The sequence below is a fragment of the Bacillus sp. z26 genome, assembly GCF_058313635.1.
Map to the genome: position 1 here is coordinate 348420 of NZ_JBZFQM010000002.1, position 13368 is coordinate 361787.

Sequence of the window (13368 nt, forward strand, 5' to 3'; positions counted from 1 at the left end):
AAGTTAAAGATTTAGCGATAAATCGTCTTTGCCAATAATTCTTTTAATTTAAATAAAGCGCGCGAATGTATTTGAGAAATTCTTGAGGTGGAAAGCTTCAAAATATATCCAATCTCTGTAAGAGTTAATTCCTGCCGGTAAAATAAATCCAGAACTAATTGTTCTTTTTCACCAAGCTTATGAATGAGGTCTTCCATCTCTTTAAGCAATTCTTTTTTTACAAGTGCATCTTCAGGAGATAGCATGCGCTCATCTTTCACCGTGTACGATTGCACTTCCTGTTCTGAATGTGCATCATGAGGTTGTTCATCCATTGACAGTACATTGGAAAAGAAGTTCTCATTCGTAATTTTGATCACCTCATCTTCAGGTATCCCCAATTCTTTGGAAATCTCATCCGGTGTAATATTACGCATGTTCTTCTGTTCCAATGCTTCGATAGTAGAATCTATCAATTTTGCTTTTTCTCTCGTGCTTCTTGGCAGCCAATCCTCTTTACGAAGTCCATCTATAATAGCTCCTCTAATTCGAAAGGAGGCATATGTTTCAAATTTTAAATCACGGGAAGGATCAAATTTTTCTAAAGCATCAAATAACCCCATATTTCCCAAACTCCGTATTTCATCCCTATTTACATTTTTAGGCAGGTTTACAGAGATCCGTTGGACATGATAACTGACCAATGGCAAGTATTTTTTTGCCAATATGTCTCCAGCCTGCGCGTCCCGGCCTTCTAGCCATTTATGCCAATATGTTTGTTCTTCACCGGTATTCACTTGAGACATTTTGACCCTCCTTAATTTGGTTTTTAATGGTAATACAATTATAACAAAAAGTCACAGATTCACATCCGACAAATTTCCCTTAATTTCGCTCCATAACCAGTTAGTATCTTAAATATACTGATTCCCCTGATTCACCGTGCGAATATACAATAGACCTGTTATTGGATTAAATTCGATTGTTCTTCCGCTATTCCCGCCAACATCTTCAGCCATAACTTGGATATGGTTATCTTTTAGTTGTGTTTTTAACGCATCGACATTTCGCGGTCCAATCCTCATCAGATTACTTCCAGAATTGTATTGAAACATCTGGGCTCCACCAGCAAGCTTCGCCTTCAGCATCTGTCTTTTTACACCTTTGCTTTCTAACTGAGCGATCAGCTCAGGAATCGCAGTATCAGCATATTTGGCTTTATTAAATGTTCTCCCTCTCGCTAGCGAAGAATCCGGAAGCATCACATGAGCCATACCTGCGACTTTTTGAGTAGTGCTGTATAAAACAACACCAACACAAGAGCCAAGTCCGGCCGTTTTAATAATCGAATCCCTGCAAGCAATTTTCATATCTGCAATCCCAACACGGATAATTTCATAATCATGAGAAGGATTCATTCCATTTTCACTCCCAATGTGGTGAAGAGAGTATCAAACGATTCAGGATCAGGCAGTAAAAAGAAATGTCCATTCACATCCTCCTCATCCTTACTATCAAATTCAGTTAAGTCCGTATCAATGATAATTGCATAATCCCCCAGTTGAGAAAATTCCAGTAATCCATACCCAAGCAGGGCTCCAACCATGTCAATTCCCAATATGGGAACAGAAGGATAGATCTTCATGCCGGTAAAATCCGACAAGGCAGTTAAATAGGAGCCGGACAAAATATTACCCATTTCTGCTAAAGCAGATAAGGCCATTTCATCGTCTGGCGACTGGTCAAAAGAAAATTGATCAGAACCTGTCATTTGATTGATAAACCTAACTGCTTGGGATAGGGATAGGATAAAAAACATATTGCCAGTGATGTCTCCTTCAATCCGCAAGTAAATACTCACGACTACATTATCCGCTCCTCCTGCCAGTTCCATCGTTTCATCAAATGTAGCAATTCTTACGGATGGGACACTCATCATGATCGGTTTGTTCAGTAATTGTGATAAAGCAGTCGCTGCATTGCCTGCTCCGATATTCCCTATTTCCTTTAATGTATCGAGTTGGAGAGTCGTAATGGAATCCAAATATGACATGTGATCCTTCCTCTTCCTATATAGAGTGTGCGGTGCCCAATACTTGTAAAATCCGCTCAAGCTTAATTAAGATGAGTAGCCGTTTGTCTATTTTTGCAACTCCATTTATATAATCGATTTCCTGTAGACCTACAACTTTGGGTTGCGGTTCCATTAAATCAGTCGGAAATTCTACTACGTCCTTTGCTGAGTCCACAATTAAACCCACTTCAAAATGGTTATAAGAAACAATGATAATCCTGGTAGATTCATCCTGTTCTTTGCGTTCAAGTCCGAAGCGTATTCGTAGATCAATGATTGGTGTAATAGTACCTTTAAGATTTATGACCCCCATCACAAAGGGTTCTACCCTTGGGACTCTCGTAATATAAGGTACTTTTTCGATGGACATTACATGCTCAACCGGAATGGCATACTCTTTGTCCATCAACTCAAAGACAATCACTTTTAACATACTCTCATTGGTATTTACAGTCATATAAATTCCTCCTTTCTTTTGCTGCACCGCTTACTTAACAAAAGAATTGCAATCTAGAATTAATGCTACTTGTCCATCCCCGAGAATCGTTGCACCCGACAGCGCAAAAACAGAGTTTAAATAGTTACCCAATGATTTTAAAACGATCTCCTGCTGCCCGATGAAAGAATTAACGACTAACCCAGCCATTTTATCTCCATTGCGAACAATAACTAATGATAAAAATTCTTCTTCCTCCCGGCTAACAGGGACGGATAATATAGAATGCAAATAAATCAGTGGAATAATTTTGCCTCTAAAATCAATGACATCTTGGTTATGAGACTTTAATATATCCGCTTTTTTCACAATATAGGTTTCAATAATGGATGATAACGGAATCGCGTACTTTTCATGTTGAACTTCAACAAGCATGACAGAAATGATGGACAAAGTAAGAGGCAATTCCACAGAAAATTTTGACCCATACCCATACCGTGAGTGAATGGATACATTCCCGCCTAGAGATTCAATTGTATTTTTAACAACATCCAGTCCGACACCCCGACCCGAAATATCAGATATTTCCTTTGCAGTTGAAAAACCGGAAGCAAAAATAAGATCGTTTTTTTGACGTTCTGTCATTGCTTCTGCTTGTTCTTCTGTGATAATTCCTTTATCCAATGCTTTCATCACAACTATATCTGTATTGATTCCAGCACCATCATCCTCTATTTCAATAAAAACGTGGTTTCCACTATGGTAAGCCTTCAGGATTACAACACCTTCTTCAGGCTTGCCCTTTTCACTTCTTGCTTCTGGTGTTTCAATGCCATGGTCCATGGCATTACGAAGCAGGTGCAAGAGTGGGTCACCAATTTCATCAATAACGGTCCGATCCAATTCTGTATCCGCACCAATAATTTCAAGGCGGATTTTTTTATTTAAGTCTCGGGCAAGCTGCCTGACCATACGCGGAAACCGATTAAAGACGTTCTCTACCGGTACCATTCTCATATTTAAGATAATGGTTTGCATATCACCTGAGATCCTTGTCATACGTTCAACCGTTTCAAATAATTCCTGATTATTAAGATCTTTTGAAATTTGTTCAAGTCTGCCCCTATCAATCACTAACTCTTCAAAAAGGTTCATTAATATATCAAGGCGCTCAATATTTACACGAATTGTCTTGTTATGAGCTATAGGCGCCTTAACGGGCGCTGCCTTTTGTTCTTCTTTATCCTCTGTCCGATTCGTTTTATCTTTCTCTGCCAGTTTCTCATTTACCAGTTTTCCTGGTTCTTTATGGCTGATTGTTTTAGGTGATTTAACTGTTAGCTGCAACACTTGTACAGATTCAATTTCGGATACTTTTAATATTCTCTGCTCAATATCCCTCGCTGATTGTTTCGTTAGCAACGTAGCAGTAAATTCTTGCTCAAATTTTTCCTCCTCGAGAGAATCTACGGTAGGAACAGACTTAATAACCTCTCCCAGTTCAGCAAAAATTTCATACACCATAAAAACTCTGACTGCTTTTAAGATACAATCATTCTTTAAGATCACCTTTACAGCGAAGGCATTGTACCCTTGTTCGATTGATTGTTCCAATACCGCCCATTCATATTCATCATAAGTAGCCATATCAGACTCAGAGTTTGGCATGGTATTTGAAGAAGATTTCTCAGTAAGCGTAGTTGTAGTTGTTAACGTCGTTCGTTCACCAGTCGCAATCTTTTCTAATTTTTCGATTGTTAAAGAGACATCTCGTTTACCATCTCCTCCATCTGCAATCGATAAAACCATGGCTTCAAGATCATCAACAGCTAAAAATACAACATCTAAAATGCCTGAATTCACTTTTATACGCTGATTTCTGATTTCATCTAATACATTTTCCATCTGATGAGTTAAACGTGCCAAATCATCAAAACCCATAGTCGCAGACATCCCTTTTAATGTGTGGGCTGCTCGGAAAATTTCATTAACAACCGTTAAATCATTATCATTTTTTTCTAACTCCAATAATTGCTCATTACATATTTGCAAGTGTTCCTTGCTTTCTTCTATGAAAACCTCTAAATATTGATTTAAATCCATGCCAACTCACCTCTCACTCTTACAATGTTTATTTAATGCTCCTGCTATATCATGCAAAGGCATTACTTCATCTACCATTCCAGTTGCGACAGCAGATTTTGGCATCCCGAAGACCACACATGTTTTTTCAGATTCGGCTATCACTATGGACTGAGTGCATTTTTTTAAATCCAAAATCCCCTTCGTCCCGTCAGTTCCCATGCCGGTCATAATAACAGCTATTCGCTCATATAACCGGGGCAATTTAGAAACAGAATTAAAGAGGTTGTCCACTGAAGGACGATGACCATTAATTGATGGGGTATTATCCAATCTGGCAACTAATTCGCCGCGATGTAGCAAAGCTGTCAAATGAAATCCACCCGGAGCAATATAAGCAGTACCATTACGCAAGGTTTCTCCGTCTTCAGCTTCTTTCACCGTTATTTTTGATAACTCATTTAACCTGCTAGCTAGGGATTTTGTAAATCCTTTAGGCATATGTTGAACTATCAGAAGGGGGGCCTTGATCTCTCTGCTCAATAATGGTAAAACGCTATACAACGCTCGCGGCCCTCCAGTAGATGTTCCAATGCAAACAATTTTTTGGCGGGAACCCTTAGTAGCTATCGTTTCAGTCATATCGGTATCTTTTTTCTGTACCCCTTCCTCGGAATTATCAGGAATAGAGGTTACATTCATCAAGCTATCATCTTGCCTTAAAACATCCATATTTACTTTGACAGCTTCTTTCACTTTTTGAATCATTTCCTGCTTAATTCTGTGTAGGTCCTGCGAAAATGAACCGGAAGGCTTTTCGATAAAATTAACTGCACCAAACTTCATACACTCCATAACCATGTCTACCCCTGACCTATTTGTTCCAGAAAGCATAACTACAGGGGTAGGATTTTTTATCATAATTTCCTGTAAGGTCGTAATTCCGTCCATAACCGGCATTTCAATATCAAGCGTGATCACATCTGGTTTAAGCTTTTCTATTTTTAAAAGTCCCTCTGCTCCATTTCGGGCAATAGCCACCACTTCAATATGTTCATCTTCCTGAAGAATTTCTGTAATCAGCTTCCTCATAAATGGTGAGTCTTCTACTATTAGCACTCTAATTGTATCCAATTCGTAAGACCTACCTTTCAAACAGATAATTCTTCATCTTTTGCATAAACGAAATAGGCTGACTTTCCCCTTTTACAAATGTCCCCATGTAATGACGAATGATTTTTTTTAGGGCTTCACTTGCAGGGGAAGATGGATTTAATAAGATAAATGGAATTTGCCTTATGACTGCTTTTTGTACAGCTTTATCATCAGGCAAAACACCAAGTGCCAAAATCTCTTTATGTAAAAATTGTTGGGCAGCCCTCGTTAAGCGCATAATGACTTCATCGCCTTCCCTTCGGCTTGAAGCGCGGTTACATAATAGATAGAAAGGTACATTTGTCCTGCTGGCGAGATATTTCATCATCGAATAGACATCTGTTATGGCTGTTGGCTCAGGATTTGTGATATAGATCAATTCCTGAGCTGAAACGATAAATTGCAAGGTTTGCTCTGATATTCCTGCACCCATATCCAAAATAATAAAATCATAGTCTTCCAAAATACTTTGAAATTGATAACTAAAGGTATCAAATTGTTTTTGGTCCATCTTAAATAACTCTGACAATCCTGTTCCACCAGGAATATAATGAATCCCTTCAGGTCCAGTAGAAATAGCCATTCTTAAGGGAACACCCTCATTAAAGTGATCGGCTACTGTATATCTGCCCGATTGGCCAATTAAGATATTGATGTTCCCCATTCCTACATCAATATCCATGATTAATACTTTTTTATTTTGCTTAGCCAGTCCAATTGAAAAATTCAACGAGAAATTTGATTTGCCGACTCCGCCTTTCCCGCTGACAACGGCTATCACTTTAGCAGAATGTCCCTCTTTTTCGTTAAGAACCCTTTGCCTTAGCAGTTCAGCTTGGTCGTGCATATAAATGACCTCCACAAACTGTCTTAACTATTTTCTCAGGGGTAGCGGCAACAATATCATCAGGAACGTTCTGTCCATTTGTCATATAACTGACAGAAACTTGATGTTTAAAGATAAAATTCAGAATAGAACCATGAAAAGCTGTTTCATCTATTTTGGTAAAAATGATACCTTGTATCGGAATAATGGAAAACTGGTTATAAATCGTATCCATATCCATCTCTTTAGATGTTGCAGAAAGAACAAGATACGTCTCCATATCCATCTCGAAATCTATCAGACCTTTAAGATCCGCAACAAATTCCTGATTACGAAAATTCCTGCCTGCTGTATCAATGAATACATGATCGTAATGAGCAAAACGTTTAGCTGCCTGTTTGAAATCCTCCATGTTATAGGCCACTTCAACCGGAACTCTCAATATCTCTGCATATGTTTTCAATTGTTCAATAGCACCTATTCGGTAAGTATCTGTCGTGATAAACGCAATCTGCTTTTGATGTTTCATCACATATTCGGCCGCAATTTTTGCGATTGTCGTAGTCTTTCCAACTCCGGTAGGACCCAGAATATTTACATATTTTCTTTTAAATAATCGGTCATCATTTACTGCATAATCCATTAATTGATCTACTAAATAGTAATAAACCAAATCTAATAGTTCACTTTCTGATAGTTCATCTGCGTTTCTGCTGTTTCTCCATTTTTCCAATAAATAATCCATTAACTTATCGGTTAAATGTTTATCTAATTCTATTTTGACAAGCCTCTTGTGTATTTCTCTTAATTGATCCGGATATAGACTATACTTAGATTCGAATGAAAGCATTTGTTTCATCTCTTTCAGTTCATTAAGTATGTATTTTGACGGCACTTCACTGTTTCTATTTAGAGATTCGGCAGATTCTATCGGTTTTATAATGGAATCACTTTTGAATGGCGGCTTCGGATTCTTGCTTACCTTTGTATATGTCGTTTTTTTACTGTCCACTGAATCAGTATCAATTGTGGCAATCACTTCAAATGTTTTCTTTCTAAACAGACCCAGTATGCCGTTGCTATTCACCACTTTTGAATTTAAAATCACGGCATCATTACCAAATTCTGTCCGTATTCGGCTCATGACATCTTGCATGGATACACCAGTAAATTTTTTCACCTTCATTCAGCATTCACCACCCCTACGCTTTGTATCTCCACATTGGCTTCCAACTCGTTGTATGATAAAACTGGGAGCTGCGGAAAATATCTCTCTGTCAGTTGGCGTACATACATCCTTACCGCTGGTGAACATAGCAATACAGGTGATTGATCTAAGAGAGCATGCTCCTCCAGCTTCCCGGCTACTGATTCAAGGACTTTCTGTGAATCAATCGGATCAAGCGATAGATAATTTCCTTGTTCAGTTTGTTGAACACTATCCGCTATTATCTTTTCTACTCTTCCAGATAGAGTTAATACTTTCAAATTATCTCCTACGACATATTGGTTGGTGATTTGACGTGCAAGTGCCTGTCTGACATATTCCGCTAAAATATCTGTATCATTTGTCACCCTGCCAAAATCAGCCAGTGTTTCAAAAATAATCGGCAAATTTCTAATTGAAACCTTTTCTCTTAATAATTTAGCCAGCACCTTTTGTATATCACCGACTGACAATGGGTTTGGTGTAACTTCCTCTATTAAAATAGGCGAAGACTCTCTGAGATGTTCAATTAATTGTTTCGTTTCCTGGCGTCCAATTAAATCAGATGCATTTGTTTTAATGACCTCTGTTATATGCGTAGAAACAACCGATGGCGGATCCACGACTGTATAGCCGAGCATTTCAGCATATTCCTTCGTCTCTTCAGTAATCCACTTGGCTGGCAATCCAAAGGAGGGTTCTATCGTATCAATGCCTTCTATAGAATCATCATCCATTCCCGGAGCCATCGCTAAGTAGTGATCTAATAAAAGCTCACCCCTTGCCATTTCCGAACCTTTAATTTTCAATCGATACTCATTGGGCTTGAGCTGAATGTTATCTCTGATTCTCACTACAGGTATAACGAGCCCCAATTCAATTGCAAGCTGTCTGCGGATCATAACCACTCTGTCCAATAGGTCTCCGCCCTGATTGGCGTCTGCTAACGGAATCAGACCATAACCGAATTCAAATTCAATCGGGTCAATACTGAGTAGACTAATGACGCTTTCTGGACTTTTCATTTCTTCCATCTCACCAGCTTCATCGGTTTCCGGTGCAGAAATGGTACTTTCATTCTGTTGAAGGGATGTAGCTTTATACGCACCCCAAGCTAATAAACCAGAAATAATCAGTGTTAATATATTATTAATAGGTGTAAATAACCCCAATAACATAATCGTTGCAGCTGCTATATAAAGCATTTTGGGATAAGCAAACAGTTGGGATGTAATATCAGATGCAAGGTTTCCATCCGACGCTGCTCTCGTTACAATAATCCCTGTTGCAGTTGAGATGAGCAGGGCAGGCACCTGGCTGACAATACCATCCCCTACAGATAAAAGTGAAAATTTCACAGCTGCTTCACCAAATGGTAAATCCATTTGCATAACACCGATGACCATTCCAAATATTAAATTAATCAGGACGATAATAATACTCGCTATGGCGTCACCTTTAACAAACTTACTGGCACCATCCATCGAACCAAAAAAGTCCGCTTCTCTTGATACCTTATCACGCCTGATTCTTGCCTCTTGTTCAGATATCATGCCGGCATTTAAATCGGCATCAATACTCATTTGTTTACCTGGCATTGCGTCAAGCGTAAAACGGGCTGCCACTTCCGCAACACGTTCAGCACCTTTTGTAATAACAATGAATTGGATGATAATCAAAATTAAGAATACAACCAATCCAACAATAACCTGGCCGCCAACTACAAAGTCTCCAAACACATGAACGACTCCTCCCGCATCCCCATGTGTCAGTATGGCTCTTGTCGTAGAAATATTAAGGCCGAGCCTAAACAAAGTAAGGAGCAAAAGTAAGGAAGGGAAAATCGAAAATTGTAATGGTTCCTGCGTATTCATTGAAGTCAATAATACTAATAAAGCAAGAGAAATATTGACCATGATTAAAAAGCTAATTAACCATGTCGGTAAAGGTATAATCAACATGGCTACGATCATTATGACGGCTATAGTAACGGATAAATCTCTTGCTCGCATACTTGTTCTCTCCTAACGGGTATTAAAGTAAAACATAATCTATAAAAATCGAAGTTTATTTTTCTTCTATTATCCAGTGTCTTGATGAACGTTTTGCTTTGGACTATCCTAAGACTTGCTATTCAATTTATAAACGTATGCAAGAATTTCAGCCACCCCTTTATAAAATTCCTCCGGTATAGCCTGTCCAATTTCTGCCTGGTCGTACAACGCCCGTGCTAATGGTCTGTTTTCCATCATGGGAATATCATTTTCTTTGGCAACAAGCTTAATTTTTTGGGCAACGAAATCCAAACCTTTCCCGAGGATATATGGGGCATCCAGATGATCTTCGTCATACTTCAGTGCGATGGCATAATGTGTGGGGTTTGTAATCACAACATCTGCCTTCGGTATTTCCTGCATCATTCTCGACATAGCCATTTCTCTCTGTTTTTGCTTGATTCGAGACTTTATAATAGGATCGCCCTCAATTGTTTTATACTCTTGTTTAATTTCCTGCTTAGACATTCGTATACTTTTTTCAAAATCAAAGCGTTGATAAAGATAATCGAGCATGGCTAGAAATAATAAAGCTCCCGAAGCAAACAAACCGGTTCTCACTGTAATGTCTGCCAGTGTAATTAAGGATGCTCCCAGGTCCTTAGTAGAAAGCATCATAATTTCGTCCAACCGTGACCATATGCTATAGAATGTTACAATTCCAATGATCGCAATTTTTAAAATTGATTTAAGCATTTCTACGATGGCCCTCATCGAGAAAATCCGTTTAAACCCTTTAATTGGATCGATTTTTTCCAACTTAAATTGAATGGTTTCAGTTGAAAACAAAGCCCCCACTTGGGCAAAATTTGCCAGAATACCCGCCAAAAATGCAGCCAGCATGACAGGTCCTAAAATAATAGCCATCTGCTTCAGAATATCGATGAACATTAAATACAAGTCACCTTCTGAAAATGTGATTGTTGATGAAAGACTGATAGGATATTTAAAAAGTGTGAATAACCTTTCTTTCAAGAATCCGCCTGCGATATATAAAAAGAAAAACACTCCCAATAAAACAACTGCTGTATTAATATCCTGACTTTTTGCAACCTGCCCTTTTTTCCTCGCATCCTGTCGTTTTTTAGGAGTAGCTTTCTCAGTCTTTTCTCCTGAGAAAAATTGTAAATCCAGTTTCAACAGAGTCATTCTAACTCCCTCCCAACAGATGCATTAGTGAGCGCATACCTTCCAAAGTTGTATTCAATAGCCCTTTAACTAATAGTAAAGTAGTGCCCATTGTGATGATAATCAAAATGAAGCTAACAAATATTTTAATTGGAAAGCCAATAACGAATATATTCATTTGCGGAACTGTTCTGGCCACTATTCCAAGGGCTACATCCACTAAAAACAAACTTCCGACAATTGGAATCGACATTTGAAAGGCAATAATAAAGGACTGCGTAAAAAAATGTACCATCAGTGGCAACATTTGCTCATTCCCAAAAGGCAGAAAATCTGTAGACAGCGGAATAAATTCATAACTGAAAAAAATACCATCCAGTAATAGGTGATGGCCATCAATTGCTAATAGAAAAAGCAAGGCAAACGTATATAAATATTGACCCATAATCGGGCTTTGAGCACCTGTTTGAGGATCTATAACATTTGCCATTGAAAAGCCCATTTGAAAATCAATGAAACCGCCGGCTGCTTGAACAGCCGAAAACATCATATAAGCAAAGAACCCTATTAATAATCCAACTAAGGATTCTTTTAATACTAATAATAGATATAAACCGTCAATCTCAAAACCAGGTGATGAGACCGTATAATACATAATCCACGCAAGCAACGCGCTAATTCCAATGCGATGCTGAGCAGGTATCAATCTGTGTGAGAAAATAGGCATGGTAATAAAAAACGATGCAATGCGAACAAAAATCAATAAATAAACACTAAACTTTGGTATGATTTCTTCCATACGCTATCCTACAAACTTCGTTAAATTATTAAAGATATCAGCTGTATAAGAAAGCATTTTACTCAGCATCCACGGACCAAAAAATACAACTCCTAACAACACAGCGACTATTTTCGGAATAAATGCCAGTGTTTGCTCCTGGATTTGTGTGGTCGCCTGAAAAATACTAACAATTAAACCAACGCCTAAGGCCAATATTAATAATGGGGCACTTATGATCAATACGGTATATATCCCCTTCTCCGCTAAAGAAATGACCATTTCTGATGTCATCTTTCTCTCACCTGCCTAAAAACTTTGTAATAAAGATTTAACTACCAAATACCAGCCATCAACCATCACAAATAACAATATTTTAAAAGGTAACGAGATCATTACCGGCGGCAGCATCATCATCCCCATAGACATCAGAACACTTGCTACTATCATGTCTATTACCAGAAAAGGAATAAAAATCATAAATCCAATCTGAAAAGCTGTTTTCATTTCACTGATTGCAAAGGCCGGTATAAGGGTTGTCAGCGGAATGTCTTCAATTGTTTTGGGAGCATCTGCTTTTGAATACTCCAAAAACAGTTGCAAATCCTTTTGTCTCGTATGTTTACTCATGAATTCTTTAAAGGGTCCTGCCGCTTTTTCATAGGCCTCTTCCAATTTTATCTCGTCCTTAAAAAGTGGTTGAAGCGCTTCGTCGTTCACCTCAGAAAAAACCGGAGCCATCACAAAAAAAGTAATGAACAATGACAACCCGATTAATACTTGTGTAGGCGGTATCTGCTGGGTCGATAAGGCTGTTCTCACAAAACCCAAAACGATGACGATTCTTGTAAAACAGGTCATCAAAATTAAAATACTGGGTGCAAGAGAAAGTACAGTTAATACCAGGAGCAATTTAACTGATGTTGATACGCTTTCAGCATCCCCACTGCTAAATAGATTCATTAAGTCATTCATCCCGGTGTGTTCCTTTCTTGCTTATGTCTTCTTTGACCTTTTGGCGTTCTTTCTTTAACTCTTCCAGTTGTTCCTGAAAGTGTATGGAGAATGATTGTGACTTTTGTTTGGGAGACCTTGATTTCCATTTATTCATAAGCATCGTGACAAAATCCTTTGGTACCAGCTGTTGATCTACTTTCTCATTATGTTCTTCCATCAATCGGTTGTACTCTTCCCTATCATCAATAACATTGAGTAACTGAACTGTGTCGCCAACCCCTACGATGTAAATCGTTTCTCCAATTCTAACCATTTGGATGGAGCGATTACCGCCTAAAGGAGTACCCCCCATGTTTTCGATGATCTGACCATGTTGATACCCGCGGTTTTTCTTATTAATGACACGTAAAAGTACAAACAACAGGCCTGCGACAAATAGTAAGGCAAAAATCATTCTAAAGATATCACCAAAGGAAATTCCTACATCACTTGACTTTGTCTCAGTAGTGTCATTGGTTTTAATAGTACCGGTGTTCCCTGACTCCGTATTACTATCTTTATGATTAAAGTAGCTGTCTACACTTTCATTATTATTATCCGACGCTGCACTTACAATAATTTCCATATCAAATGAAGCAACTGCCAAACTTAAAATGATGATTAGTATAATTTTTATATAACCTAGCATTCGT

14 protein-coding genes are annotated in these 13368 nt (G+C 38.3%); all 14 read right to left on the reverse strand.

What is annotated here, in order from left to right; all coding sequences use genetic code 11:
- Positions 1–11: 11 nt before the first annotated feature.
- The 14 genes from AC4G3K_RS06880 to AC4G3K_RS06945 all read right to left on the reverse strand — a co-directional run bounded on the left by AC4G3K_RS06880 (position 12) and on the right by AC4G3K_RS06945 (position 13364).
- A complete protein-coding gene (locus AC4G3K_RS06880; RefSeq protein WP_491076914.1) occupies positions 12–785 on the reverse strand; it encodes a FliA/WhiG family RNA polymerase sigma factor in 774 nt (257 codons plus the stop codon).
- 108 nt (positions 786–893) lie between these two features.
- The gene (locus tag AC4G3K_RS06885) at positions 894–1397 is read right to left on the reverse strand and encodes a chemotaxis protein CheD (RefSeq protein ID WP_491076913.1); all 504 of its coding nucleotides are present in this window, start codon (positions 1395–1397) and stop codon (positions 894–896) included.
- Complete coding sequence (locus AC4G3K_RS06890; RefSeq protein WP_491076912.1) at positions 1394–2032, reverse strand: chemotaxis protein CheC; 639 nt, start codon at positions 2030–2032, stop codon at positions 1394–1396. The genes AC4G3K_RS06885 and AC4G3K_RS06890 overlap by 4 nt, the downstream gene beginning before the upstream one ends.
- Positions 2033–2048: 16 nt before the next feature.
- The gene (locus AC4G3K_RS06895) at positions 2049–2510 is read right to left on the reverse strand and encodes a chemotaxis protein CheW (protein WP_491076911.1); all 462 of its coding nucleotides are present in this window, start codon (positions 2508–2510) and stop codon (positions 2049–2051) included.
- Positions 2511–2540: 30 nt separating this feature from the next.
- Complete coding sequence (locus tag AC4G3K_RS06900) at positions 2541–4592, reverse strand: chemotaxis protein CheW (protein ID WP_491076910.1); 2052 nt, start codon at positions 4590–4592, stop codon at positions 2541–2543.
- A gap of 6 nt (positions 4593–4598) precedes the next feature.
- Positions 4599–5705: a protein-glutamate methylesterase/protein-glutamine glutaminase gene (locus tag AC4G3K_RS06905; protein ID WP_491076909.1), complete on the reverse strand. Its 1107-nt coding sequence runs from the start codon at positions 5703–5705 to the stop codon at positions 4599–4601.
- 10 nt (positions 5706–5715) lie between these two features.
- Entirely contained in the window at positions 5716–6573 is an 858-nt protein-coding gene (locus tag AC4G3K_RS06910; RefSeq protein ID WP_491132891.1) for a MinD/ParA family protein, read from the reverse strand.
- The gene (gene flhF, locus AC4G3K_RS06915) at positions 6557–7738 is read right to left on the reverse strand and encodes a flagellar biosynthesis GTPase FlhF (protein ID WP_491076907.1); all 1182 of its coding nucleotides are present in this window, start codon (positions 7736–7738) and stop codon (positions 6557–6559) included. The genes AC4G3K_RS06910 and flhF overlap by 17 nt, the downstream gene beginning before the upstream one ends.
- Positions 7735–9771 (reverse strand): flagellar biosynthesis protein FlhA, encoded by a 2037-nt coding sequence (gene flhA, locus AC4G3K_RS06920; RefSeq protein WP_491076906.1) that lies wholly within the window; start codon positions 9769–9771, stop codon positions 7735–7737. Before flhA ends, flhF begins: the two co-directional genes overlap by 4 nt.
- Before the next feature lie 108 nt (positions 9772–9879).
- The gene (gene flhB, locus AC4G3K_RS06925) at positions 9880–10962 is read right to left on the reverse strand and encodes a flagellar biosynthesis protein FlhB (protein ID WP_491132892.1); all 1083 of its coding nucleotides are present in this window, start codon (positions 10960–10962) and stop codon (positions 9880–9882) included.
- A 1-nt stretch (position 10963) separates the two neighbouring features.
- Positions 10964–11740, reverse strand: coding sequence for a flagellar biosynthetic protein FliR (gene fliR, locus AC4G3K_RS06930; RefSeq protein WP_491076904.1), 777 nt, complete (start codon positions 11738–11740; stop codon positions 10964–10966).
- Positions 11741–11743: 3 nt separating this feature from the next.
- On the reverse strand, positions 11744–12013 hold the full coding sequence (fliQ, locus tag AC4G3K_RS06935) for a flagellar biosynthesis protein FliQ (RefSeq protein ID WP_491076903.1): 270 nt from the start codon (positions 12011–12013) through the stop codon (positions 11744–11746).
- A 15-nt stretch (positions 12014–12028) separates the two neighbouring features.
- On the reverse strand, positions 12029–12694 hold the full coding sequence (gene fliP, locus AC4G3K_RS06940) for a flagellar type III secretion system pore protein FliP (RefSeq protein WP_491076902.1): 666 nt from the start codon (positions 12692–12694) through the stop codon (positions 12029–12031).
- Positions 12687–13364: a flagellar biosynthetic protein FliO gene (locus tag AC4G3K_RS06945; protein ID WP_491133243.1), complete on the reverse strand. Its 678-nt coding sequence runs from the start codon at positions 13362–13364 to the stop codon at positions 12687–12689. Before AC4G3K_RS06945 ends, fliP begins: the two co-directional genes overlap by 8 nt.
- Positions 13365–13368: the final 4 nt, after the last annotated feature.

Bases quoted from the DNA above. Each gene is read 5' to 3' on its own strand.
- AC4G3K_RS06880 (WP_491076914.1), bottom strand. From the start codon at position 785: ATGTCTCAAGTGAATACCGGTGAAGAACAAACATATTGGCATAAATGG.
- AC4G3K_RS06885 (WP_491076913.1), bottom strand. From the start codon at position 1,397: ATGAATCCTTCTCATGATTATGAAATTATCCGTGTTGGGATTGCAGAT.
- AC4G3K_RS06890 (WP_491076912.1), bottom strand. From the start codon at position 2,032: ATGTCATATTTGGATTCCATTACGACTCTCCAACTCGATACATTAAAG.
- AC4G3K_RS06895 (WP_491076911.1), bottom strand. From the start codon at position 2,510: ATGACTGTAAATACCAATGAGAGTATGTTAAAAGTGATTGTCTTTGAG.
- AC4G3K_RS06900 (WP_491076910.1), bottom strand. From the start codon at position 4,592: ATGGATTTAAATCAATATTTAGAGGTTTTCATAGAAGAAAGCAAGGAA.
- AC4G3K_RS06910 (WP_491132891.1), bottom strand. From the start codon at position 6,573: ATGCACGACCAAGCTGAACTGCTAAGGCAAAGGGTTCTTAACGAAAAA.
- flhF (WP_491076907.1), bottom strand. From the start codon at position 7,738: ATGAAGGTGAAAAAATTTACTGGTGTATCCATGCAAGATGTCATGAGC.
- flhA (WP_491076906.1), bottom strand. From the start codon at position 9,771: ATGCGAGCAAGAGATTTATCCGTTACTATAGCCGTCATAATGATCGTA.
- flhB (WP_491132892.1), bottom strand. From the start codon at position 10,962: ATGACTCTGTTGAAACTGGATTTACAATTTTTCTCAGGAGAAAAGACT.
- fliR (WP_491076904.1), bottom strand. From the start codon at position 11,740: ATGGAAGAAATCATACCAAAGTTTAGTGTTTATTTATTGATTTTTGTT.
- fliQ (WP_491076903.1), bottom strand. From the start codon at position 12,013: ATGACATCAGAAATGGTCATTTCTTTAGCGGAGAAGGGGATATATACC.
- fliP (WP_491076902.1), bottom strand. From the start codon at position 12,694: ATGAATGACTTAATGAATCTATTTAGCAGTGGGGATGCTGAAAGCGTA.
- AC4G3K_RS06945 (WP_491133243.1), bottom strand. From the start codon at position 13,364: ATGCTAGGTTATATAAAAATTATACTAATCATCATTTTAAGTTTGGCA.